Genomic DNA, 23,488 nt, shown 5'->3' on the forward strand with positions numbered 1-23,488 from the left:
GCACACGCCTTCCGCCCGGCCGTCGGGGCCACCCTCACGCTTCGCCGGGCGCCTCCGGGGGGATGGGGAAGTTCTGGTCGAAGACGTTTCCGGGGTCGTAGCGCGCCTTGATCCGGCGGAGCCGGATGAGCGTCTCGCCAGGGAAGGCGTCGTGCAGCCGCTCCGGGCGCGTGTCGGTCTCGAAGTTGAGGTAGAGACCGTCGAGGTGGGGGCGCAGCGCGTCCCAGTGGCGCAGGAAGACCGCCTGCCGTCCCCCGACCGACGAGAGCGAGAAGTTCTGGTGGCGGTGGGCGTAGGCCGTCGCCAGGGGGTCGACGTCGTTGACCGCGCCGCCGACGGAGCGGATCGCCACCCAGTGGATGTCCCGGTCGCGCAGCCCCGCCTCGATCCGGCGGGCGATCTCGGGGCTGAGGTGGCCGGCGAGGCCGCTGCCGAGGAGCGGCCGGTCCACGCCGCCGTTGTGCGGGGTGTCGCTCGCCGGGACGATCGCGGCGTAGGGGACGATCGCGGCCTGCTGGTCGAGGAGCGGTCCGAGTCCCAGCAGAGGGGTGAGCACGTCGGTGGCCGCCTGTGTGTCGTCGCCGGCGTACACGCTGACGAGCTGCGCGATCGGCGATGCGCCCCGCTGAGCCGACAGGTAGAGGAAGCCGGTCAGCTCGCGCGGCGCCTCCTCCTGGAGGCGGCCCCACTGTTCGAGCAGCGGCGCGGTGGCGGCGGCGTCGAAGACCATCCTCGCGTAGACGACGTCGCGCAGCGGGTAGGCCTCAAGCTCGATCGCGGTGACGACGCCGACGTTGCCGCCGGCGCCCCGCACGGCCCACAGCAGGTCGGGATGCGTCTCGGCGTCGGCGCGCACCTCGGTGCCGTCGGCGAGCACGAGGTCGGCCGCCACGACGTGGTCGATGGTCAGGCCGTGCCTGCGGGCGAGGAACCCGATGCCCCCGGCCGTGGCCAGGCCGCCCACGCCGACGTCCCCGAAGTCGCCCGAGCTCATCGCCAGCCCGTACGGGTGCAGGGCCTCGGCGACGTGACCCCAGCGGGCGCCGGGGCCGAGCCGGATGCGGCCGGTCGCCGGGTCGAGGACCTCGATCCCGTTGAGCCGGCCGAGGTCCACGACGACGCCGCCGTCGTTGGTGGAGCGGCCGCTGATGCCGTGGCCGCCGCTGCGGATGGCGAGCGGGACGTCCTGCGCCCGGGCGAAGCCGAGCGCCGCGACGACGTCCTCCACGCTTTCCGGCCGGATCACCAGCCCGGGTGATCCGGAGCGCATGTAGGTGGAGCGCACCGAGGCGTAGCGCCGGTCGCCGGGTTCGACGGCCTTGCCCCGCAGCGCCGCGGGGAGGCCGTCGTAGTCGATGCCGTCACGCCGGAGCGCCCGTGCTTTTGGGCGCACCACCTCCCCCGCCGCCGTGCCGGAGGCTCCGCGTTCGCGCGCCACGGCCTCGCGGAGGGCGGGCGCGACCTCCCCGCCCCACACCTCGATCGCGCGGGGCTCGTCGCCGAACAGGATGAAGGTGCTCACGCCCTGCTCCAGCACCAGCGGCAGCAGGTCGTCCACCCACTGCTCAGGGGGTCCCTGGAGGAATCCCCGGCCGGTCGGCGCGAAGGTCCCGCCGACGTTGAGCAGGCGGCGGATCTCGCGGGGGTCGCGGCCCGCCTCGGCGGCCGCCTCGTCGATGATCGTGTTGCCCCGCTCCAGGTCCCCGTCCTTCATGTAGGGGAGGCTGGGGAGCCAGCCGTCCGCCTTGGCGCCGATGAGCCGCAGCATGCGCGGCTTGAGGGCGCCCAGCCAGATGGAGATGTCGTGCGCCGGCGCGGGACCGCGCTTGGCGCCCCGGACCCGGTAGTGCTCGCCGTCGACGCGCACCCCGCCGCGCTCGGAGGGGTCCCACACCGCCCGGATGACGTCGATCGCCTCGCTCAGGGCGTCGATCGACTCACCCGGAGTGCGTCGGGGGCCGCCCATCGCCTCGATGGCGTCCCAGAACGCGCCCGCCCCCAGGCCGAGCTCGAACCGCCCGCCCGACAGCAGGTCGAGGCTCGCCGCGGACCGCGCGAGCACCGCCGGCGGCCGCAGCGGCAGGTTGATCACGTTGGCCGACACCCGTACCCGTTCGGTCTGCGCGGCCACCCAGGTCAGCAGCGTCCAGGTGTCCAGGAACGCCGCCTGGTACGGGTGGTCCTGGAAGGTGACCAGGTCGAGTCCCGCCCGCTCGCTCAGCCGCGCGAGGGCGACGACGTCCCCCGGCCGGTCGCTGCGCGGGGTGATGAACGTGCCGAAGGCCGGTTCGTGTCCGTAGTCCGCCATGACCCTTGTTCCTCGCTTCGAGATTAGAAGTGACTACACATCTCCTAGCGAGTTCGGCGATGGGCCTATTCCCCCGCCTGCCGCCGTCCCTCGGGCGGCAGGTTCTCCTGCGCCCACTGGGAGATCTGCTCGAGCGCGGGCATGAGGGCCCCGCCGCAGTCGGTCAGGGCGTACGAGACGGAGACGGGCGGGCCCTCGTCGACGGTGCGGGCGATCAGGCCGGCGCGGGTGAGCTCGGCGAGCCGCTCGGACAGGACGGAGTCGGAGATCCGCCCGATCGCGCGCGACAGCTCCCGGAACCCCGCCGGCCCGCGCCCGAGGACGCCGAGGAGCACGGCGTTCCAGCGCTTCCCGAGGAAGGTGAACGCGCGGGCCAGCGCGGCGTCGCCGCGCAGGCAGGGCTCGGAGACGGTGTCGTTAGGGGCGGTCTCGGATGTGCCGGGCATACGTCCAGGCTAACGCCTTTTCGATGTCCCTTCGGAAAACGAAGCAGGTCAGGCGCCGGTGGTCCCGCCGAAGAACTCGTGCCAGCCCCGGACGTAGTCGGGGTCCTCCAGCGAGGCGATCAATCCGGTCACGAAGCGGCTTTCCGCGTCGAGCACGGCCACCCGGTACTCGTCGTCCGCCAGGAACACCCACACCACGCCGCCGTCCGCGGCCTCCCGGACGGCCGCGCGGATCTCCTCGGCCTCCCGCGTCAGCGCGTCCAGCCGCCGCCGGAGCAGGCCGGCCGCCTCCTCCGGAGGGAGCGCCCCGAGCAGGGACAGCGCGACGCCGAAACGCGGGTACTCCGGCCGCGGGGTGGCCAGGAGGTCGCGCAGCCAGTCGAACAGCTCGGTGCGGCCCTCGCCGGTCAGGGCGTACAGGGTCCGCTCGGGCCGCTGGGTGTCCCGGACGGTCTCCTGCTCGGCCACGAACCCGGCCTTGTGGAGCTGCTCGACCACCATGTACAGCGACCCGCGGTTGTACTTGATGTGCCGGTCCTTGCCGTGCTCCTGGAGCCGCCGGCCCATCTCGTACGGATGCATGGGCCCCGTCAGCAGCTCCGCCAGCACCGCCAGCGCCAGCGGGTTGGCCACCTTGCGCCGCTTGTCCACGCCCCCTCGACCCCTCATCTTCCCGGCAGGACGATCCCCCGAAGGCGACCCTAGCGGGCGGCGCGCCCGGATGGCGCGCCCGGATGCTCCGCATGCTCACCGGCCGCGTTCAGGACCTCCCCCGGCCGGTGAGGTTGTCGAGCATCCGCCGCAGCAGGCCGGTCACCTGGAGCACCTCCTCCTCGGAGAACCCCGACAGCAGCCGGGCGCTCGCCGTGCCGAAGACCGGCGCCAGCCGGGGCGCGAGGGCCCGGCCCTCGGGCGTCACCTCGACCACGACCGACCGCCGGTCGCCCGGATGCGGGCGGCGCGCGAGCAGTCCCTTGGCCTCCAGTCGGTCGAGCAGCCGCGTCATCCCGGCCGTGTCGGTGCCGACCTCCGCGGCCAGCCGGTTGGGGCTGGTCTCCTGGCGCGACGCGTGCAGGAGCACCGCGGCCTGCTGCGCGGTCAGGTCGAAGGGGGCCAGCAGCGCGTCGACCGTCGTGCGCAGCTCCCTGCCCACCTGGTTGAGCAGTGAGCCGCCGCCCAGCACGAGCCCGAAGGGAACGCCTGTGTTCTCGCGAGGTTCCATGGGCCAACATTAGCTGCCGCGACGGTTGCTGTCGTGACAGCGATTGCCGTACGGTGGGCTCGCTCCCCCACCCTCTCCCTCCAAGGACCCCGCGTGAACGTGATGATCATCGGCGGCGGCGTCGGCGGCCTCTGCCTCGCCCAGGGGCTGAAGAAGGCCGGCGTCGGCGTCACCGTGTACGAGCGCGACGCCTCGCAGCACTTCCGCGGCCAGGGCTGGCGCCTCTCCCTCAAGGAGGAGGGCGCCGACGCCCTGCGCGCCTGCCTGCCCGCCGACCTGTTCGAGCTGTGCGTGGCGACCGCCATCCGGCCCGCCACCCGGATGACCTTCCTGGACCACCTGCTGGCCCCCAAGTTCGGCAAGCCCATCCCGCCGCTCCCCCACGACCGCTCCTTCGGCGTCAACCGCCTCACGCTGCGGGAGATCCTGCTGTCCGGCCTGGAGGACGTGCGGCGCTTCGGCGCGGAGTTCGTCCGGTACGACCTGGTGGACGGCGGCGTGCGGGCCCATTTCGCCGATGGGACCTCGGCCGTCGCGGACCTGCTCGTCGGCGCCGACGGCACCTACTCCCGGGTGCGACGCCAGTTGCTCCCGGACGCCGAGGTCGACGACATCGGCGGCTTCGTCTACGGCCGTACGCCGCTGACCGGGCAGACGCTGGAATGGCTGCCCGAGGTCCTCCTCGACACCTTCAACCGGGTGATCGCCCCCGACGGCAGGGCGATGTCGGTCGTCACCTGCCGCACCCGCGAACCGCTGCCGGAGGCGGTCGCCCGCCTGTCCCCGTCCGTACGGCTGACCCCGATGCCCGACTACCTCGCGTGGATGGTCTCGGCCGCCGAGCCGGGCGGGTGGACCGTGCCGGGTGCGGAGGATCCCCGGGCGTTCCGTGAGGCGGACGGGGAGACGTTGCACGGCCTGGCGCGGCAGATGATCGAGGACTTCCACCCGGCGGCCCGTCGAGTCGTCGACGAGGCGGACGCGCCCGCCACGTTCCCCGTGGCCCTGCGCTCGGCTCGGCCGGTCGCCCCGTGGCCGGCGACCCGCGTGACGCTGCTCGGCGACGCGATCCACAGCATGTCGCCCGGCCGCGGCGAGGGCGCCAACACCGCGCTGCGGGACGCGCAGACGCTGCTGCGCGCCCTCACCGCGGCCGCGTCCGGGCAGGTCTCCCCGCTGGAGGCCGTGCGCGGCTACGAGGCCGAGATGCTGGACTACGGCTTCGCGGCCGTGACCGCGTCGCTGTCCCAGCCGTTCATGCCCCGGCGTTCCTGACCCCGGCCTGCCACTGGATCAGCGCCAGTCCACGGGCCGGTCGGCCGGGGCCCGGTTCACGGCCGGCCACACCACGATCAGCGTGTACGCGCCCAGCACGGCGAGGCCCGCCCAGGCGGGGAGCGGGAGGTACCCGGCGGACGGCGCGTAGTGGGCGACCACCTGGGGGTACGCGACCCTGGTCTGCGCGACGGCGAAGCCCGCGGCCGGGGTGAGCCGCAGCAGCCAGTCCGACACCGCGTCGGGCAGCAGCGGGACCGCGGTCAGCGCGTAGGGCGCGGCGACGAACGCCAGCGCGACGAGGATCGCCGCCCAGCCGCGCCGGAGCAGGACGCCGAGCCCGTACGCCAGGACGGCGCACAGCGCGAGCACCGCCGCGACGCCGGCGACGACCCGGACGCCGGTCAGCAGGGAGATCGGCTGGACGGGGACGCCGTTTCCCTCCAGGATCGCGACGCCGGCCGGCACGACCACGCCGACGGCGGCGAGCCCGGTCACGAACGTCGCGGCGCCGGCCACCACGGCCCGGGCGGTCAGGGCCCGGCGGGACGCCGCCCTTTCGGTACGGGCGCCGAACCGGGCGGCGACGACGATGACGACGATCAGGGCGATCGCCAGACCCAGCAGGGTGCTCTCGACGGGCCGGGCGCCGTCGTCGGCGCTCGGGCCGATGTCACCGGCCCCGCTCACGGTGACGACGCCGTCCTTCTCCACGGCGCCGGAGGCGTTGTGGTACCTCTCCCAGTCGGTGTGGTTCATCTCGCCGACGGCCTCGCTGCGCCACCCGCCGGCGGTCGCCCCGTCCACGGCGACGTGGTCGAAGACGCCGGTGGCCTGCGTGAAGCGGACCTCCTCGACGGCCCCGCCCAGCCCGACCCGGCGCAGCGTGAGGTCGCCGGGCGAGGTGGCGAACAGCCCGACCTGCGCCGTCGCCGGGAGGCCGGCCAGTTTCACGGTCCCGACCGTGCGCCACCGCCGGCCGTCCGCGGACTCCGAACCGGTGATCGTGTCGCCGGCCCTCGTCAGGCGCAGCCAGCGCGAGGAGCCCGGCCCGAGGCCGCCCGCGCTCCCGGCGATGTCGTGGTCGTAGTCGTACTGCATCCGCACGCCGTGGCGGCCGGTCATCATGAGCGCCGCGTAGGAGGAGCCCTGCCGGACGCCGTCCTTGACGATGATCCCGGCCTTGGCCCAGGGCACCAGGCCGGAGACGATCCGGTCGTGGCGAGGCGGGGGGTAGGTGATCGTGCCGGTCATCGAGGTCAACCGCACGGTGACGGAGCCGTACGGGCCGAGGCCGCGGTGCAGGAACCAGAACTGGTCGCCGACGGTCGAGCCGTCCGCGGTGGTGGGCGGGGTGGGGCACGGTCCGCCGCAGTCCACCCGGTTGCCGAAGGACTGGAGCAGGCCGAGGGCGATCACGGCGAGGGCCGCCGCCGCCAGGGCGATCAGCCGGCCGGGGCGGCGGAAGGCGGTCCACTCCCGGTGAAGGACTTGTCTGAAGGGCATGCCGTCGTTCCTACGGGCGCGGGCCTCACACGGGCCGAACGCCGCCTGTCATCCCGCTGTTAGGCCGGGCCGGGCATGCTGGAGGGATGATCAGGCTGCGCAACGGGACCGTGGGGCTCCGATTCACGATCCTGTACGCCGGGGTGTTCCTCATGTCCGGCATCGGGCTGCTGGCCCTGGCCTTCCTGTTCTCCGGGGAGAAGGTGACCAGGGTCGCCCCCGGACAGGGCCCCGCCGGCGACGGCGGCGTCCACGACCTGCCCGGTCATCTGGCCGATGCGGGCGCGGACCACTCCCGGCAGATCCTGATCGGCTCGGCGCTGGCGCTGGTCGTGATGGCCGCCGTCTCCCTCGTGGTCGGCCGGGTGCTGGCCAGGCGGGTGCTGCGCCCGCTGCGGCTGATCACCGCGGCGACCCGGCGCATATCGGCCGACAATCTCCACGAGCGGCTGGGCGTCAGCGGCCCGGCGGACGAGGTGAAGGACCTCGCCGACACCGTCGACGGCCTGCTGGAGCGGCTGGAGACGTCGTTCGCCGCCCAGCGCAGGTTCGTCGCCAACGCGTCGCACGAGCTGCGGACCCCGTTGGCCACCATGCGGGCGTCGCTGGACGTCGCGGTCGCCAAGCCCGGCGTGCCCCGGCAGACGCTCGTCCTCGGCGACCGGCTCCGCGTGCAGCTGGATCTGGTCGACCGGCTGCTCGACGGCCTCCTCGTTCTGGCCCGGGCGGAGCACGGGGCGCTGGCCCGCTCCCCCGACGCCGACCCCCAGGTGGACGTGGACGAGCTGGTCGCGCGGGCGCTGACAGGCCGCGGCGAGGAGATCGCGGCGAGCCGGCTGACGGTGACCAGTGATCTGGGCGCGGGAACGGCCATCCGCGGCGACGCCGCCCTGCTGGCCCGGATGGTGGGCAACGTGGTCGACAACGCCGTGACGCACAACGAGGAGGGCGGCTGGATCCGCGTCGAGACCTTCCGGGAGGCGGCCGAGGTCCGGCTCGTCGTGCAGACCGGCGGACGGGTCCTCGACCAGCGGGACGTGGACCGCCTCGCGCGGCCCTTCGAGCGGCTCGGCGCGGACCGCACCGGGTCGGACAACGGCTCCGGCCTCGGGCTGTCCATCGTCGCCGCGATCGCGGCGGCGCACGGCGGACGGCTCGACCTGCTCGCCCGGCCGCGGGGCGGCCTGCGGGTGTCCGTCGCGCTGCCGGCCGTCCCGGCCGGGGTGCCGGCATGAGGATCCTGGTCGTCGAGGACGCGCGGCCGCTCGCCGAGGTCGTCGCCGAGGGCCTGCGCGACCAGGGAATGGCCGTCGACGTCACCTACGACGGGCTGACGGCCGCCGCGAAACTCGACCTCACGGCGTACGACGTGGTGGTCCTCGACCGGGATCTGCCCGGCCTGCACGGCGACGCGCTGTGCCGGACGATCACCGAGCGGCGCGACCGCCCGATGGTGCTGATGCTGACGGCGGCCGGGGAGCCCGGCGACCGCGTCAGCGGCCTGACCCTCGGAGCGGACGACTACCTCACCAAGCCGTTCCACTTCCCCGAGCTGGTCCTGCGCGTCCACGCGCTGGCCCGCCGCAGGCCGGACGCCCACCCGCGCACGCTGCGCGCGGCGGGGATCGAGGTGGACCCGGTGCGCCGGACCGCCGTGCGCGACGGCCGGCAGCTGAACCTCTCGGTGAAGGAGTTCGCCCTGCTGCAGGCGCTGATGCGGGCGAGCCCCGGCTTCCTCAGCGCGGAGGCCCTGCTGGAGCAGGTCTGGGACGAGAACGCCGACCCGTTCACCAATACGGTGACCGTGACGATCGGCCGGCTGCGCCGCAAGCTGGGCGAGCCGCCCGTCATCACGACGACGCCCGGCGTGGGGTACCGGCTGGCCTGAATTCCTCCCGGTCGAACCGTCCCGTCAGGGGCCGGCGCCCACCGGCGCCTCCCGCGCCGCCACCACGGTGAGCGCGGCGGCCACCAGGGCGACGGGGAGGACGGGCGCGGCCGCCGGGGCGTGGAACGCGAGCCACCCGGCCGCCGCGGCGCCCGCCGCCAGCCCCGCGAGCAGCACCACGCTGTGCAGCCGGACGACCCCCTCGCTCACCAGCCCGGTCAGCACGCCGGTCAGCGTGCCCGTGAAGAAGGTCGTCGACAGGCCGGGGATGCCGAACGTCCGCGAGGCGCCGCTCTGCACCCCCATCGCGAGCGAGGCCGCCGCCACCATGCACAGCCGGAGGATCTCCCCGGGCCGTCCTCCGGCCGCCGACGAGACGGCCAGGACGGCGACCAGCAGCACCGTCTCCCCGGCCAGCACCAGGGCCAGCCGCTCGCGCCACTTCGGCCTCCCCGCGGCGAGGGACCCCATGGCGCGCGCGCCCGCCGCCACCCCCAGGACGAACCCGCCGAACGCGGCGCCGGCCCGGGCCGCCAGCACCGGGTCGGGCTCGGCCGCCGCCAGGCCGAGCACCACCAGGTTGCCCGTCATGACGCTGGCGAACACCCCGCCCAGCAGGACGAAGCCGATCGCGTTGGTCGCCCCGGCCGCCATGGTCAGGGCCGTCGCCATGACCATCCGCCACGCGTCCATCGGTCTCGGCGTGGCCGCTGTGCCCATGTTCGCGCCCTTCGTCGCCGGGACGGCACCGGTCCTCAGGGCATTCCCCGCCCGGGGCGCTCCCCTACCCGCCGGACGGCCGAGCCCGCAGGCCGTCGAGCGCGACGCCGAGCACCCGCTCGCGCTGCGCGTCGTCGGCGTACCCGGTCCCGGTGATCCCGGCGATCATGCGCAGGAGGTCGTCGAAGCCGATGTCGGATCGGGCGTACCCGGTCTCCTGGGCCCGTGCGAGCAGGGGCTCACCCGCGGCGTACATGGCCTCGCGGCAGGACCGGATCATGTCCGAGTCGCGGTTGAGGGACTCGTAGAGCGCCCGCTTCGTGCCGATGTAGCCGACGAAGCGGCGCAGCCACGCCACCAGCGCCTCCCAGGGCGGGAGCCCGGCCAGTTCGTCCGCGGCCCGGCACAGCTCCTCGACCTCCCCGACGTACACGCTGTCGAACAGGTCCTGCCGGGTGGGGAAGTTGCGGTAGAGCGTGCCGATCCCGACGCCCGCGCGGCGCGCGATGTCCTCCAGGGACGCGTCGGTCCCGTGCTCGGCGAACGCCTCCCGCGCCGCCTGCAGCAGGGCGTCGAAGTTGCGCCGCGCGTCGGCCCGCTGCGGCCGGCGCACCGCGACCCGGGGGTGTCCGGGCGCCTTGTCCGTCACCGATTCCTCCCAGACTCCGTCTCGGGTTGAAGTGGAGGCACCCCTCCGCTAATGTGGAGGCAGGCCTCGACTTTATCAGGCCGACCATTCTGCCGCGCCCTCGCCGGCGCCTGTTCTTGCGCCGCCCTCCGAGCGGCCTTCACTCCCGGTCCGAAGGACTTCCATGGCATCCACTGTCGTACCCTCACCCGCGCGCGCCTCGACCCGGCCCACGTTCCTCGTGCTGTCGGCCGCGACGGGCGCGTTCTCGATGTTGCAGTCGCTGGTGGGTCCGGCGCTGCCCACGATCCAGCACGATCTGCACACCACCCAGAGCGCGGTGACCTGGGTGCTGACCGCGTGGCTGCTGGCGGCCTCGGTGGCCACCCCGCTCATCGGCCGGATCGGCGACATGATCGGCAAGGAGCGGACGCTGCTGGTCAGCCTCGGCGCGGTCGCGCTGGGCTGCCTGGTGGCGGCCCTCGCCCCCAACCTGCCCGTGCTGATCGCCGCGCGGGTTCTCCAGGGGCTCGGCGGGGCGATCTTCCCCGCGTCGTTCGGGATCGTCCGGGACGAGTTCCCCGCCCAGCGGGTGCCCTCGGCGATCGGCGGCCTGTCGGCCCTGATCGCCGCCGGTGGCGGGCTCGGCGTCGTACTGGCCGGCCCGGTCGTGGACGGGCTCGGCTGGCGCTGGCTGTTCCTCCTGCCGATGGCCGTCGTGACGGTGGCGGCCGTCCTGGCCCGCCGGTACGTCCCGCGGTCCCCGGTCCGCACGCCCGGGCGGGTGAACTGGGGGGCGGCCGTGCTGCTGTCGGCCTGGCTGGTCGCGCTGCTTATCCCGCTGAGCGAGGCCCCGGCATGGGGCTGGGCGTCCTGGCGCGTGCTCGCGCTGCTCGCCGTCGCGGCGGTGCTCCTCGTGGCGTGGGTGGCGGTCGAGCTGCGCTCGCGCTCCCCGCTGATCGACATGCGCATGATGCGGATCCCCGCCGTGTGGACGACCAACCTGGTGGCGCTGCTGTTCGGGGCTGGCATGTTCTCCGTCGTCGCGTTCCTGCCGCAGTTCATGCAGATCCCCGCCTCCACCGGGTACGGCTTCGGAGCCGGCGTGACCGAGGCCGGGCTGCTGATGGCCCCCATGCTCGTCACGATGGCCGCCGGCGGCTCGCTCAGCGGCCCGATCTCCTCGGTGGCCGGGCCGAAGGCGCAGCTCGTCGCCGGATCCGCGTCCAGCCTGCTCGCCTGCGCCGGGTTCGCCGTATATCACGAGCGGCTCTGGCAGCTCGGGGTCGCCGGGGCGGTCCTCGGGCTCGGCCTCGGCCTCGCGTACGCCGCGATGACCAACCTCGTCGTCGGGAGCGTTCCGGCGCACCAGACGGGCGCGGCCGGCGGCATGAACGCCAACATCCGCACCATCGGCGGGTCGATCGGCGCGGCGGTCGTCAGCTCCGTCATCACGGGGAGCTCCGCACCCGACGGCCTGCCGTACGAGTCGGGGTGGACCCACGCCTTCCTGCTGCTGACGGCGGTCTCGGCGGTGACCCTCGCGCTGGCGCTGCTCGTCCCGTCCGCGCGCCGCTCCGCACGCCGGCGTGCGGAGGAGCCGGAACGGGTCCCGGAGCCGGTGCGCTGAGCTCGGGGACCGGCGGACACCGGAAAACGGACACGCGAAAATCGGTCACGCGGAGACGTCGAAGACGCGCGGACGGCTCCGACCATCCGGTGAGAGGTCTCCGAAGGGACGCCCGAATCTCATCGCAAGGAGTGACCGTGAAGTACATGATCCTGATTCACAACCGCCCCGGATACGTCGACGAGCTGTCCGAGGGCGAGCGCACCGAGCTGTTCGACCAGGTCGACGCCATCATGAAGGAGCTGTCCGCCTCCGGTGAACTGCTGCGCGGCGAGGCGCTGGCCGACCCGGCCCAGACCAGGACGGTCCGGGTCCGCGGCGGCGTCCCAGCGGTCACCGACGGGCCGTTCATCGAGGCCAAGGAGCAGTTCGCCGGCTACCTGCTCGTGGAGTGCGACAGCACCGAGCGGGCCGTGGAGATCGCCGCGAGCTGGCCGGACGCCCGCTACTTCGCGATGGAGGTCCGGCCCGTCGTCCACCAGTCGGGCCCGGAGGCCTAGGGCCTTCGGGAGGTGCAGCCCGTGTCACCACGTGGTCCCCGGCCGGAGTGCGAAGCCGGCCGGGACCACGGTGGGGCACTTGGATCCCCTCCGGGACCTGCTCCAGGCGGGAACGGCGAAGACACGGCCTGGCGGGCGAGCACGACTCCCCGTACGGGCTGCGGCCTGTCCGCGACTTTCTCAGCCGGCAGGTCAGGTGGAGAGGGCCGCCGCCGCTTCCCGGTAGACGACCTCCGGGTCCTCCGACAGCCATGCCTTCACCTGACGGCTCCAGTCGTCGGCGAGCACTTCGGGCCGGTGCGCCTCGATGCCGTCCAGGGCTGCCGCGACGATCACCTCGGGGGCGGTCTTGTCGCCGTCGTACCAGGCCATCATGTCGGTGTCCGCGGAGCCCAGGTGCAGCCCCGTCACCAGGGTGCGCTGGCCGGCCAGTTCCAGGCGGACGCCGTTGGTGAGCGCCCACTCGGCGGCCTTGGCCGCGTGGTAGGCGCCCGCGCCGTCGTAGGCGAGCCACGAGATCGCGGACAGCACGTTGAGGATCGCGCCGTCGGCCAACTGGGGTGCGAAGGCGCGGATCACGTTGAGGGTGCCGTAGAAGTGCGTGTCCATCTCGTGGCGGATCATGTCCAGGTTCCCGGTGACCAGGTTCGCCCCGGTCAGGATTCCCGCGTTGTTGATGACGATCGTGACGTCGGGTGCCGCTGCCGCCGCGTCGGCGATCGACGCAGGATCGGTGACGTCGAGTCGCAGCGGGACGACCCCCGGCACGTCGATGAGGTCCGGGCGGCGGGCGGTCGCGTACACCTTTCCTGCGCCGCGCTCGAGAAGGGAAAGGGCGAACTGCCGGCCCAGACCGCGGTTGGCGCCGGTCACCAGCACGTGTGCTCCGTTGATCTGCATGCCGGATAACCTAAAACCTGACGTTGACGTCAGAGGCAAGTCTTGTGACGGAGGTCACGGTGCGTATCGGAGAGTTGGCGGCGCGGTCGGGCGTCAGCGTACGGGCCCTGCGCTACTACGAGGAGCAGGGGCTGCTGGAGGCGGACCGGAGCGGCTCCGGGCAGCGCCACTATCCCGAGTCCGCGGCCGACCGGGTTCAACTGATCCAGATGCTCTACGCGGCCGGCCTGTCCAGCCGGACCATCGCCGAGCTGCTGCCCTGCGTCGAGGCCAAGGTCAGCACACCGGAGTCACGGGCCCGGCTGACCGCCGAGCGTGATCGCATCGACGCCCAGATCGCCGCGTTGACCCGCACCCGTGACCGCCTCGACGCGGTCATCCTGTTCTCCGGAAGTCCGGCAAGCGGCTGTAGATGGATCGCCGGCCAGGACGCCGCCGCGCAGGCGAACCACACCGCGACACGGTGATCGCGACGGTCGGAAGAAGGTTCTGGGAGTCGACGTGCTTCGGGGTGTCGAGAATGTGGTGGCGGCTCCGTCCCAGGGACACGAGCGGCCACGACGGGCCGCGCGACCCAGAAGGAGAACCATCGTGAAGTACCTGCTGCTGAAGCACTACCGAGGTGGCCCGGTCCCCGTCGTCGACTACGGGTCGATGGACCAGTGGACGCCGGAGGAGGTCGACGCGCACGTGCAGTACATGCGCGACTTCGCGGCCCGCCTGGAGCAGACGGGTGAGTTCGTCGACGAGCAGGCGCTGTCACCCGAGGGCACGTTCGTGCGGTACGACGGCGAGGGGCGCCCGCCGGTGACCGATGGCCCGTTCGCCGAGACCAAGGACCTCATCGCCGGCTGGATGATCATCGACGTGGAGTCCTGGGACCGCGCGGTCGAGCTGGCCGGGGAGCTGTCCGCCGCTCCCGGGCCCCGCGGCGAGCCGATCCACGAGTGGCTCGAGGTGCGGCCGCTCTTCGCCGAGCGACTCACGGTCATCGAGTGAACGAGTCGCTGCTGCGGGAGCTCGTGCCCGCGGTGATCGGTGTCCTCGTCCGGCGCGGAGCCGACTTCGCGTCGGCCGAGGACGCCGTTCAGGAGGCCCTGCTCCGGGCGCTGGAGATCTGGCCGGACGATCCACCGCGGGACCCGAAGGCGTGGCTCGTCACGGCGGCGTGGCACAGGTTCCTCGACGCCGCCCGTGCCGAGGCGTCGCGGCGGGGGCGGGAGCTCGCCGTGGAGGTCGAGCCCCCCGCCGGTCCGGCGCCCGCCACGGACGACACGCTGCGGCTCTACTTCCTGTGCGCCCACCCCACCCTTCCGCCGGCCTCGGCCGTCGCCCTGACGCTGCGCGCGGTCGGCGGCCTCACCACGCGGCAGATCGCGGCGGCACACCTGGTCCCCGAGGCCACCATGGCGCAGCGGATCAGCCGGGCCAAGCGGCGGATCGCGGGCCTGCCGCTCGACCAGCCCGGCGACCTCGCGACGGTGCTGCGGGTCGTCTACCTCGTCTTCAACGAGGGGTACGGCGGAGACGTCGACCTGGCTGCCGAGGCGATCCGCCTCACCCGCCAGCTCGCCGCCCTGACCGGCGAGCCCGAGGTCGCGGGGCTGCTCGCGCTCATGCTGCTGCACCATGCCCGCCGCGCCTCTCGCACCGGCCCGGGAGGTCGCCTGGTGCCGCTCGCTGAGCAGGACCGATCCCACTGGGACACCGGCCTGATCGCCGAGGGGGTGACGATCCTGCAGACCGCGCTGGCCCGCGACCGGCTCGGCGAATACCAGGCGCAGGCCGCGATCGCCGCCCTGCACGCCGACGCCCGCAGTGCCTGCGAGACCGACTGGGTGCAGATCGTGGAGTGGTACGACGAACTGCTGCGCCTCACCGGCAGCCCGGTGGTGCGGCTCAACCGGGCGGTGGCGGTCGGCGAGGCCGACGGACCGCGGGCCGGTCTGGCGGCGCTGGCCGGCGTGGACCCCGGCCTGCCCCGCTACACCGCGGTGACGGCGTACCTGCACGAACGCGCCGGCGACCTCGCGCGCGCCGCCGAGCTGTACGCCGAGGCCTCCCACGCCGCCGCCAGCGTGCCGGAGCGCGACCACCTCACTCGGGAGGCGGCACGGGTACGGCAGTTGCTGCGTCCGTGAGTGCGGCGTCGGCGCTGTCCCCGAAGATCTCACGGGTCCGGGCCGCGAGCGACGAGGTCTAGTTCGCCGCCGGGGCGTCCGTCGCCGCCACGCGGCCGAGCGTGCGGTCGAAGACGGTCAGCAGGAGGTAGACCGCGCCGGAGCCGAGCATGACCCAGGCGAGCCGGTGCATGCCGCCGGTGTCGGCGTGCCGCCCGAAGGACGCGGCGGTCGCGGAGGACGCCACCATCGAGCCGAGGTAGGCGAAGGTGCGCAGCAGCCCGGCCGAGGAGGCGGTGCGCTCGGGGTCGGCCTGGACGTAGACGGAGTTCTGCAGGGCCAGGTTGTTCAGCCCCTGGGGGACGCCGAAGAGCAGGGCGACGAGGATCAGCAGCCACAGGGGACTCGTCCCGGTGAGCGTCAGCATCACCAGGCAGGCGACGATCTGCCCGGCCGCGCCGACCAGCAGCTTGGCGCGCACGCCCGGGCGCCGCCCGGAGACGACCGAGACGCCGATCGCCATCAGGAACAGGGGGATCTGCGCCAGCCCGGCGTGGAAGGGCGTCAGCCCGTACCCCTCCTCGGTCCACTGGCTGAAGCCGTAGAGGAAGGCGTAGGCGACGACGTAGGTGACGAGCGCGCGCCCGTAGGTGGCCAGGAGCGGCGTGTTGCCCCCGAGCACTCGCAGGTCGATGAAGGGAGTGGCGGCCCGCAACTCCCGCGCCGCGAACGCGGTGCCCGCGGCGACGGCGATCACCGCCAGATACCAGTCGCGCAGGTGCAGGTTCATCAGGAAGAGCAGCAGCGCGATGAGCATCGCGGCGAACAGGCCCATGCCGGGCAGGTCGAGGCGGGCGGCCAGGCGCCCGGGCTGCGGCGCGCCCGTTCCGGCCGTCTTGGGCAGCCGCAGCAGCCCCAGCAGGACGGCCGCGAGGGCCAGCGGCACGTTCAGCGCGAAGGTGGCGCGCCAGCCGCCCGCCGCGATGAGCAGGCCGCCCAGCAGCGGGCCGACCACGGCGATGGTCTGGTTGGCGACCGCCAGGGCGGTCAGCACCCCGGCGGGACTGTCCCGTCCGGTGCGCCTGGCCTCGCTGCGCAGCAGCGCCATCGCGGCGGGATAGCCGGCGCAGGTGCCGAAACCCAGCAGGACGCGCGCGACGATCAGCACCCCCAGGTTCGGCGCCAGGGCGCCGGCGACTCCGGCGACGCCGATGAGGCCGGTGCTGAGGAGGAAGAGCCTGCGCGGTCCGAAGATGTCGACGAGCCGGCCCACGACCGGCTGCCCGAGCGCGGTGGCCAGGTAGAGGGCGGAGACCAGCCACGCGGTCTGCGACACCGGCGCGCCGAGGGCCGTTCCAATGGGGACGAGCGCGACGGAGATGATCGTTGAGTTGATCGGGTTGAGGACCGAGCCCAGCAGCATCGGCGGCAGCAGCCGCCGGTCGAAACCCGGCGTGTCCGTCGCTCGTAGAGTGGCCGCCTTCGAATCAGTCATGGGTCAGCCGCGCCAGGACGGCCATGGCGGCGATCACCGTCTGCCGTTCTTCCTCCGTGCACTTGTCCTGCAACTGGCCGGCGAGCCATTCCTTCCGGGCCTGCCGCCCCTCCTCCACCCGGCGGTGGCCCTCCGCGGTCAGCGCGATCAGCAGGCGCCGCCCGTCGTCCGGGTCGGGGGTCCGCTCCACCAGCCCCATCGCGGCGAGCGATGCGACCGTGGCCGTCATCGACTGGTGCCGCACGCCTTCGGCGGAGGCGAGCTCGCTCGCCGTGACGCCCTCCTTGCCGGACAGACGGGCCAGGACGGACGCCTGGCCCAAGGTGATGTCCTCGACCTCGGAGGCTTTCAGGATGCGGCGCCGCAGGCGGCTGATGACCGTCCGGATCTCGCGCGACGCCTGGACCGCGGAAGGCGACAGGCTCGGGTTCTCGCTCATGCCCCCACCGTAACGTCCACAGGTTCAGCTGTACAGTTCAACCTGTACAGCATGAGCTGCGTCACTCGTCCGCGCCAGGGCGCCGCCCCTCGGGGAAGCCGGGCCGGTGCTGCCGCGAGCTAGCCGTGCGTACCGTCGCGCTCGCTTCGCCGGGCGAGGTGCTGGAGTTGCCGTTCGTGCACGCCGGACACCCAGTCATAGGTGGCCGATGGGCCGATCCGCGGATCGCCGGACACCTGGGCGTCACGCAGGGCGTGCACGTACGCGCGATCCCGGTCGACGCGTGCGCGTACCTGATCGGCTCCGCCGACGGACCCGTGACCGGGGACGAGGACGTCGACGCCGTCCGCCGCGCCCTCGAGCAGCAGCAGCGCGTCGAGGTAGTCCTCGATCGGGTCCGCGGCGTTCAGGTCGAGCATCGGAACCAGGACATCGGACAGCATGTCGCCGGCGACGAGAACGCCGTGCTCCTCGATCAGCAGCGCCGCGTGGCCCGGGGCGTGCGCCTGGTGCTCGATGATCCGGACCTGAGGGCCGTCCCAGGGGATCCGCGCGGTGCCGGCGGGCACGCCGGTGATGAGGCCGAGCAGGTCCAGCGGCACCTGCTCGACGATGTCCGGCGGTATCAGTTGGGCGACGCGGGCCTTCGCACCCGGGTCCGACAGCCGATCCCGGACGGTGGCCGCGCAGCGGGCCGTGCCGTAGCGAGGCGCCGCGCCGAGCCCGGGGTGCCAGAGCAGGTGATCCCAGTGCGGATGCGTCGAGAAACCCGCCACAACGGGCCGGCTCGGTTCGCGAAGGTCGTTCGCGAGGCAGGCCATCTCGTGGCCCTGCACCCCGGGGTCGACGAGCAGCACACCGGCGCGGCCCTGCACGACGACGGCGTTGCTCCGGCAGAACTCGCTCTCGTGGATCAGCACGCCCTCCGCGACCTGCCTCAGCACGGCGGCCCCTTCCGCTTGTGATTTGCAACCGCTCGTTCGAGACGGTAGTGCCCGGCGGTGGTAGATTGCAAGCAGTATGGGCGAAGTGAATGAGCCACGGTCGGAGTGCCCGATCAACGCCGCCATCGAGGCGTTCGGCGATCGCTGGACCCTGATCGTCCTTCGCGACATCGTCTTCGGAGACCGCCGCTACTTCCGGGAGCTGCAGGCCAAGTCGATCGAGGGGATCGCCTCCAACATCCTCGCCGACCGCCTCAAGCGACTCGTCAGGTCGGGACTGCTCACCCGCGAGGACGCCCGGCCCGGCCAGCGGGCGCGCTACAGCCTGACCGAACCCGCGATCCAACTCGTACCGGTGTTCGCGCAGCTGGGCAGCTGGGGACTTCGCCACCGGCCCACGAGCAGCGCGCTGAACGCTCGCGCCGTGCTGCTCGAACAAGGCGGCCCCGCGCTCTGGCAGGAGTTCATGGACGAGCTTCGCCGCGAGCACCTCGGCTCCGAACTGCCGGCGCGATCACCGAGTGTTCGCGAGCGCCTGAACGCGGCCTACCTCGCCGCCAACGGCTCCTCGTAGCCCGTCGGCCATGTCCCAAGAGGCCGACGGAGCGTGGCTTCGGGAGGCGGCGGGGTCTGGGGCGGGTAATGATCGGGCTTTGTTCCGGTCTGCTCCCGGGCCTCTCGTTTGCCCCACCATTCCCGCGCCGAATACCGTCATTAGGGGGTTTTTGGGGGCGAAAGGGAGATCTTGTGGGAAGCAGACGCCTTTCGCCACGTCCCCGATCCCTTCGCGGCCGCACCACGATGACCGTCGCCCTGCTGACCCTGCTGTTCCTCGGCGTGATCGGGGCCACCGCCGACTTCCTCGCGATGGACCGGCTGCAGATCCACGCCTTCCGGGAGGCGCAGCGGGCCGCGACCGACTGGATCGGCGCCTTCCGGCCCGGCGCCCCGCCGCCGACTCCCGCCGTCCGGGGCGCCGTCGACCTCCTCCAGCTCGTCGACACCCGCGGACGGATTGTGGCCGCCAGCGACGCGGCGGCGGGCATGCCGCGCCTGAGCACGTTGTGGCCTCCGGACGGCGACCGGATCCAGGACGGGGTGACGTGCCTCCCCGACGGCGGATGCGTCCTGGTCAGCGCCGTGCTGCCCCCTCCGCTCTACGTGCAGCAGGTGTGGCGGGGCGAGCCCCACGTCGTGTACGCGGGGATGGCTCAGCCGCCCATCCTGGCCGGGAACCGCCTCCAGATCCTCACCGCCGCCGGGATCCTGCTGACCACCGGTCTGGTGGCGTGGGGGAACTGGTGGATGGCGGGCCGATCGCTGCGCCCCGTGGCGGAGATCCGCGAGGCCATGGCCGACATCACGGTGAGCGATCTCAGCCGGAGGGTGCCCGAGCCGCCCGGCCGGACCGAGTACACGCTGCTCGCCCGCACCGCGAACCGGACGCTCGAACGGCTGGAGGAGGCGGTGAACCACCAGCGCCGGTTCGCCTCCACCACCTCCCACGAGCTGCGGAGCCCGCTGGCCGGGCTGCGTGCCCTCCTGGAGGAGGCCGTGCTCTATCCCGGCGAGGTGGACGCCCAGGTGACCGTCAGGGACGCCCTGGCGGTCAGCCGGCGGCTGGAGACGATCGTGGACGACCTGCTGGTGCTGGCCCGGCTCCGCGCGGGCGACCCGGCGGCGCAGGAGCCGCTCGATTTGAGCGCACTCGTCCGGGAGGAGGCGCCGCTCCACTGCGACAGGGTGACGATCCACGTCTGCGCCCGCCCCGGGATGACGGTGCGCGGCAACCGGATCCAGCTCGCGCGGATCCTGCAGAACCTCCTGGCCAACGCCTGCCGCCACGCGGCCTCCCGCATCGACGTGACCGCCGAGCGGGGCGACGGGCTGGCCGTCGTCACGGTGACCGACGACGGCGACGGCATCGCGCCCCAGGACCGGGAACGCGTCTTCGAGCGCTTCGTCCGCCTGGACGACGCCCGGCGCCGCGAGCCCGGGGGCAGCGGGCTCGGCCTGGCCATCTCCCGCGACATCGCCACGGCCCACGGGGGGACGCTCGTGGTCGAGGACGCCCCGCACGGCGCCCGGTTCGTCCTGCGGCTCCCCCTGGAGGACCGTCCGCGAGACGGGCCGGGCGCCACGGACGGTTGATCGGCTCAGGGGCTGCCGCGCAGGTGCCGGATGCCCATGTCCAGCGCCGCCTCCAGGTGGGTGAGCCGCCCGGTGGACAGGTGGAGCAGGACGCCGCCCTGGATCCCGGCCAGCAGCGCGGCCGCCGCCTCCTCCGGCTGGACGGCCGGGCCGATCTCCCCGGCGGCCTGCATGTGCCGGACGCCGGCGGCGATCTCCGACTCCCAGCGGCGCATCAGCTCGGTCACCACCGCCTGGGCGCCCGGCGTGCTGTGGCCCACCTGGGACATCACCACGTTGAGCGGGCACTGCCGCCCCTGCCGGCGGTAGCGGTCCACCACCTGGTCGCGCCAGGCCTGCCAGGACGCCCAGGACGTGAGGTCGCCGAGGTAGGGCTGCTGGTCGGAGAGCACCCGGTCGGCCTCGAACCGGGCCACGGCCAGGAGCAGCTCCTCCTTGCCGCCGGGGAAGTAGTGGAACAGCTGGCTCTTGCTGGTGGCCGTCCGCGCCCGTACGTCGTCGAGCGTGGTGTCCATCACGCCGATGTCGCGGATCGCCGCCGCCGCGCCCTCCACGATCCGCTGCCGGGTCGCGGCCCCCTTCGCCGTCACCGCCCCCACGACCCCTCCCCCTTCTGGACCTGCCGGTCCATTCTGCCGCGGCCGGCGTGACGCGGCGCAGGCGGGCCAGGTCGAACCAGGTCGGAGCGCGTTTCAGAGGAGCCGTCTCTGCACGACGTCGGCGACGACGGCGCCGACGACCCTGTCGACGGCCTCAGGGCCGGGCGGCGCGCCCTCCCCGCCGGCGAACAGCAGGTGCCCGGCCCCGATGAGCGAGAGCGCGAGGGAGTCGACGTCGGCGTCGGCCGCGATCCGGCCCAGCTCACGCTCCTCGGAGAGGTAGGCGGCGATCATCGCGCCGGCCTCCGCCAGGACCGGGACGCCCGCAGCCGGCCGGCCCGCACGCAGCCGGACGCGCAGCTCGTCCCGGAAGACGACGAGGCCGACGATCGCCACCGCGACCCCGTCGAACAGGTCGATCAGCGCGCCGGTGAGATTGCCCGCCACGGTGCCGGTCCCCGCGGACGCGCGCAGAGCGGCGGCCAGGCGCTCGACCCGGGCGATGCGATCGCGCACGAGCTCGGCGAGGAAGGCGTCGAAGTCGGCGAAGTGCCGGTGCAGGACGCCCTTGGCGACCCCCGCCTCGTCGGTGACGGCCCGGCTGGTCAGCGCGCTCGGCCCGTCCCGCAGCAGGACGCGCTCGGCGGCGTCGAACAGGTGCCGGCGCGCGTCGCGGATGTGCACCCCGGTCGGCACCCGTCGTCCCTCCCATGCCTCGTGGCCGGCCCCCCGTTGACCGAGTGGGCACATGCCCACTAGGGTGGGCGCATGCCCACTATACCCGAGGAGCACCCCCTTCCCTCCGGACAGGCGCCCCGTGAGCCGCACCAGGTCCGGGAGATGGCGGAGTCGTTCGGCGTGGATCCGGCGCGGTACGACCGGGCCCGGCCCCGCTACCCGGAGGCCCTGGTGGAGCGGATCGTGGCCGGCAGCCCCGGCCGCGACGTGCTCGACGTCGGCTGCGGCACCGGCATCGCCGCCCGGCAGTTCCAGGCGGCCGGCTGCCGCGTGCTCGGGGTCGACCCGGACGCCCGGATGACGGAGTTCGCCCGGCACACCGGCGTCGAGGCCGAGGTGGCGACGTTCGAGGCGTGGGACCCGGCGGGCCGGCTGTTCGACGCGGTCGTCGCCGGCCAGGCCTGGCACTGGGTGGACCCGGTCGCGGGCGCGGCGAAGGCGGCGCGGGTCCTGCGGCCCGGCGGCCGGCTGGCCGTGTTCGGGCACGCGTTCGACGCCCCGCCCGAGGTGACGGACGCCTTCACCGCGGTGATCCGGCGGGTGGCGCCCGGCTCGCCGGTCAGCTCCGGGCCGGCCAGGACCGCCCTGGAGATCTACCAGACGATGTTCGCCACCGCCGCCGACGGGATCCGGCGGGCGGGCGGCTTCGGCGAACCGGAGCAGTGGCGGTTCGACTGGGAGCAGTCCTACACCCGCGACGAATGGCTGGACCATCTGCCCACCACCGGCGTCCTCACCCGGCTGCCCCCGGACGCGCTCGCCGAGGTGCTGGAGGCCGTCGGGGCCGCCATCGACGAGATCGGGGGCGGCTTCACCATGCCGTACGTCACCCTGGCGGCGACGGCGACGCGCGCCGGCGCGGCCTGACCCACCCCCGGTACGCACGACGACGCCGGGCACCGGGTGGGCGGACAGGTCAGGCGGTCGCGGCGTCGCGCCAGGCGGCGATGACGGCCCGTTCCCTGTCCGGGTCGATGCCGAGGGGCGGCTCGCCGGGCGGCAGCGGCGGCGGACCGCCCGCCTCAGTAAGCCACCGCCAGGTGTCCGCGACCGTCTCCTCGACGGGGCGGCAGCGCAGCCCGGTCGCCTCGGCCCGCGCGGTGTCCGTGTGGACGAGACCGGCCAGATCGGGCTCGGGCGGGACCCACCCGGGCAGGGCGATCCACCGGTCCACGCCCGCGGCCTCGATCACCGGCCAGTCGGCCCAGACGAGCCTGGCCACGCCTCCGGTCACCGCGACGGCGGCCTCCAGCAGGGTCCCGGTGGTGGCGTGCCCCTCCGGGTTGACCAGGTTGACCGGCCCCGAGACCCCTCCTCCGGCCGCGTCGAGCAGCCACGTGGCCAGGTCCCGGGCGTCGACGTACCGCAGGGGCAGGTCGCGCGGCCCCGGCGCGAGCATCTCGCCGCCCTGCTGCGCCCGCCGCAGCCAGTACGGCAGGCGGCCCCTGTCCTCGTACGGCCCGAGGATGAGCCCGGCACGCGCCAGCACGGCCCGGTCGCCGAAGGACTCCTCGACGGCCAGTTCCCCGCCCCGCTTGTCGTGGGCGTACCCGGCGGTGCCGGCGTCGGGGGACGACGCGACCGTGGGGTGGGTCTCGTCGAGGCCCGGCGGGAGCGGCGGTTCGTACAGCGCGCGGCTCGACACGTACAGGTACCGCTCCGCCCGTCCGCTCAGCGCCCGCGCGCTGTCGCGCACCACCCGCGGCGCGCCCGCCCAGGTGTCGACGACCGCGTCCCAGCGGCCCTCGGCGAGCCGCGCCAGGTCGTCCGCGCTGAGCCGGTCCCCCGTCACCCGTTCGGCCTGCGGGTGCGCCCAGCCGCGCAGCCCCCGGTTGAAGGTCGTGACCCGCCATCCCCGCTCCACGGCACGGGTCACCACCCAGCGGCCGACGAACGACGTCCCGCCCAGTACAAGAATGCGCATCGTCCGATTGTCCCGGGTGCCCGGGAACGCCGGCGACGCGCCCGGGGCGGCTTCG

The 23,488-nt window shown here is 73.8% G+C and carries 25 protein-coding genes; 11 read left to right on the forward strand and 14 right to left on the reverse strand.

Translation table 11 applies throughout. The features are described from left to right. Positions 1-34: 34 nt before the first annotated feature. The 4 genes from Mco01_RS29800 to Mco01_RS29815 form a co-directional block, all read right to left on the reverse strand. Entirely contained in the window at positions 35-2,308 is a 2,274-nt protein-coding gene (locus Mco01_RS29800; RefSeq protein WP_204060185.1) for an LLM class flavin-dependent oxidoreductase, read from the reverse strand. Between the two features lie 65 nt (positions 2,309-2,373). Next, positions 2,374-2,754, reverse strand: a complete 381-nt coding sequence (locus Mco01_RS29805; RefSeq protein WP_204060186.1) for a winged helix-turn-helix transcriptional regulator — start codon at positions 2,752-2,754, stop codon at positions 2,374-2,376. A gap of 48 nt (positions 2,755-2,802) precedes the next feature. Then, the gene (locus Mco01_RS29810; RefSeq protein ID WP_204060187.1) at positions 2,803-3,405 is read right to left on the reverse strand and encodes a PadR family transcriptional regulator; all 603 of its coding nucleotides are present in this window, start codon (positions 3,403-3,405) and stop codon (positions 2,803-2,805) included. A gap of 109 nt (positions 3,406-3,514) precedes the next feature. After that, positions 3,515-3,976, reverse strand: a complete 462-nt coding sequence (locus Mco01_RS29815; protein WP_051457632.1) for a MarR family winged helix-turn-helix transcriptional regulator — start codon at positions 3,974-3,976, stop codon at positions 3,515-3,517. A gap of 102 nt (positions 3,977-4,078) precedes the next feature. Here Mco01_RS29815 and Mco01_RS29820 point away from each other — a divergent pair, with 102 nt between their 5' ends. After that, the gene (locus Mco01_RS29820) at positions 4,079-5,251 is read left to right on the forward strand and encodes an FAD-dependent oxidoreductase (protein ID WP_239104005.1); all 1,173 of its coding nucleotides are present in this window, start codon (positions 4,079-4,081) and stop codon (positions 5,249-5,251) included. 18 nt (positions 5,252-5,269) lie between these two features. On the opposite strand, the gene Mco01_RS29825 is transcribed toward Mco01_RS29820, so the two are convergent. Next, positions 5,270-6,757 (reverse strand): DUF1349 domain-containing protein, encoded by a 1,488-nt coding sequence (locus Mco01_RS29825; RefSeq protein WP_204060189.1) that lies wholly within the window; start codon positions 6,755-6,757, stop codon positions 5,270-5,272. An 86-nt stretch (positions 6,758-6,843) separates the two neighbouring features. Between Mco01_RS29825 and Mco01_RS29830 the strand changes: the two genes are divergently transcribed. Continuing rightward, positions 6,844-7,992 (forward strand): sensor histidine kinase, encoded by a 1,149-nt coding sequence (locus tag Mco01_RS29830; RefSeq protein ID WP_204060190.1) that lies wholly within the window; start codon positions 6,844-6,846, stop codon positions 7,990-7,992. Continuing rightward, positions 7,989-8,645: a response regulator transcription factor gene (locus Mco01_RS29835; RefSeq protein WP_204060191.1), complete on the forward strand. Its 657-nt coding sequence runs from the start codon at positions 7,989-7,991 to the stop codon at positions 8,643-8,645. Before Mco01_RS29830 ends, Mco01_RS29835 begins: the two co-directional genes overlap by 4 nt. 24 nt (positions 8,646-8,669) lie before the next feature. Here the strand turns inward: Mco01_RS29835 and Mco01_RS29840 are convergent, their stop codons facing one another. Next, the gene (locus Mco01_RS29840; protein ID WP_204060192.1) at positions 8,670-9,365 is read right to left on the reverse strand and encodes a DUF1275 family protein; all 696 of its coding nucleotides are present in this window, start codon (positions 9,363-9,365) and stop codon (positions 8,670-8,672) included. 64 nt (positions 9,366-9,429) lie between these two features. After that, positions 9,430-10,014, reverse strand: coding sequence for a TetR/AcrR family transcriptional regulator (locus tag Mco01_RS29845; RefSeq protein WP_204060193.1), 585 nt, complete (start codon positions 10,012-10,014; stop codon positions 9,430-9,432). Between the two features lie 163 nt (positions 10,015-10,177). Here Mco01_RS29845 and Mco01_RS29850 point away from each other — a divergent pair, with 163 nt between their 5' ends. Together Mco01_RS29850 and Mco01_RS29855 are read left to right on the forward strand one after the other, a co-directional pair. Next, positions 10,178-11,623 (forward strand): MFS transporter, encoded by a 1,446-nt coding sequence (locus tag Mco01_RS29850; RefSeq protein ID WP_204060194.1) that lies wholly within the window; start codon positions 10,178-10,180, stop codon positions 11,621-11,623. Between the two features lie 146 nt (positions 11,624-11,769). After that, positions 11,770-12,123, forward strand: a complete 354-nt coding sequence (locus Mco01_RS29855) for a YciI family protein (RefSeq protein ID WP_239104006.1) — start codon at positions 11,770-11,772, stop codon at positions 12,121-12,123. A gap of 192 nt (positions 12,124-12,315) precedes the next feature. Here the strand turns inward: Mco01_RS29855 and Mco01_RS29860 are convergent, their stop codons facing one another. After that, positions 12,316-13,023, reverse strand: a complete 708-nt coding sequence (locus tag Mco01_RS29860) for an SDR family oxidoreductase (RefSeq protein ID WP_204060196.1) — start codon at positions 13,021-13,023, stop codon at positions 12,316-12,318. Positions 13,024-13,082: 59 nt separating this feature from the next. On the opposite strand from Mco01_RS29860, the gene Mco01_RS29865 reads away from it, so the two are divergent. From Mco01_RS29865 to Mco01_RS29875, 3 genes are all read left to right on the forward strand, one after another. Further along, on the forward strand, positions 13,083-13,490 hold the full coding sequence (locus tag Mco01_RS29865; protein WP_204060197.1) for a MerR family transcriptional regulator: 408 nt from the start codon (positions 13,083-13,085) through the stop codon (positions 13,488-13,490). Between the two features lie 121 nt (positions 13,491-13,611). Beyond that, a complete protein-coding gene (locus Mco01_RS29870; protein ID WP_204060226.1) occupies positions 13,612-14,022 on the forward strand; it encodes a YciI family protein in 411 nt (136 codons plus the stop codon). Next, positions 14,019-15,164, forward strand: coding sequence for an RNA polymerase sigma factor (locus Mco01_RS29875; RefSeq protein ID WP_204060198.1), 1,146 nt, complete (start codon positions 14,019-14,021; stop codon positions 15,162-15,164). Before Mco01_RS29870 ends, Mco01_RS29875 begins: the two co-directional genes overlap by 4 nt. 58 nt (positions 15,165-15,222) lie before the next feature. Here the strand turns inward: Mco01_RS29875 and Mco01_RS29880 are convergent, their stop codons facing one another. The 3 genes from Mco01_RS29880 to Mco01_RS29890 all read right to left on the reverse strand — a co-directional run bounded on the left by Mco01_RS29880 (position 15,223) and on the right by Mco01_RS29890 (position 18,021). After that, positions 15,223-16,638: an MFS transporter gene (locus tag Mco01_RS29880; RefSeq protein WP_204060199.1), complete on the reverse strand. Its 1,416-nt coding sequence runs from the start codon at positions 16,636-16,638 to the stop codon at positions 15,223-15,225. Next, the gene (locus Mco01_RS29885) at positions 16,631-17,077 is read right to left on the reverse strand and encodes a MarR family winged helix-turn-helix transcriptional regulator (RefSeq protein ID WP_204060200.1); all 447 of its coding nucleotides are present in this window, start codon (positions 17,075-17,077) and stop codon (positions 16,631-16,633) included. Before Mco01_RS29885 ends, Mco01_RS29880 begins: the two co-directional genes overlap by 8 nt. A 119-nt stretch (positions 17,078-17,196) precedes the next feature. Then, complete coding sequence (locus Mco01_RS29890) at positions 17,197-18,021, reverse strand: MBL fold metallo-hydrolase (protein WP_204060201.1); 825 nt, start codon at positions 18,019-18,021, stop codon at positions 17,197-17,199. 85 nt (positions 18,022-18,106) lie between these two features. On the opposite strand from Mco01_RS29890, the gene Mco01_RS29895 reads away from it, so the two are divergent. Continuing rightward, positions 18,107-18,595 carry a winged helix-turn-helix transcriptional regulator gene (locus tag Mco01_RS29895; protein WP_239104000.1) on the forward strand — a complete coding sequence of 163 codons (489 nt, stop codon included), beginning with the start codon at positions 18,107-18,109 and terminating at the stop codon, positions 18,593-18,595. A 173-nt stretch (positions 18,596-18,768) separates the two neighbouring features. After that, the gene (locus Mco01_RS29900) at positions 18,769-20,172 is read left to right on the forward strand and encodes a sensor histidine kinase (protein WP_204060203.1); all 1,404 of its coding nucleotides are present in this window, start codon (positions 18,769-18,771) and stop codon (positions 20,170-20,172) included. 5 nt (positions 20,173-20,177) lie between these two features. Here the strand turns inward: Mco01_RS29900 and Mco01_RS29905 are convergent, their stop codons facing one another. Continuing rightward, positions 20,178-20,771, reverse strand: coding sequence for a TetR/AcrR family transcriptional regulator (locus tag Mco01_RS29905; protein WP_204060204.1), 594 nt, complete (start codon positions 20,769-20,771; stop codon positions 20,178-20,180). A gap of 93 nt (positions 20,772-20,864) precedes the next feature. After that, positions 20,865-21,467, reverse strand: coding sequence for a TetR/AcrR family transcriptional regulator (locus tag Mco01_RS29910; protein ID WP_204060205.1), 603 nt, complete (start codon positions 21,465-21,467; stop codon positions 20,865-20,867). Positions 21,468-21,539: 72 nt separating this feature from the next. Between Mco01_RS29910 and Mco01_RS29915 the strand changes: the two genes are divergently transcribed. Next, positions 21,540-22,376, forward strand: coding sequence for a class I SAM-dependent methyltransferase (locus Mco01_RS29915; protein WP_239104001.1), 837 nt, complete (start codon positions 21,540-21,542; stop codon positions 22,374-22,376). 49 nt (positions 22,377-22,425) lie between these two features. On the opposite strand, the gene Mco01_RS29920 is transcribed toward Mco01_RS29915, so the two are convergent. Beyond that, positions 22,426-23,433, reverse strand: coding sequence for an NAD-dependent epimerase/dehydratase family protein (locus Mco01_RS29920; protein ID WP_204060206.1), 1,008 nt, complete (start codon positions 23,431-23,433; stop codon positions 22,426-22,428). Positions 23,434-23,488 lie beyond the last annotated feature (55 nt).

The organism is Microbispora corallina (assembly GCF_016863035.1).
Classification (GTDB): Bacteria; Actinomycetota; Actinomycetes; order Streptosporangiales; family Streptosporangiaceae; genus Microbispora; species Microbispora corallina.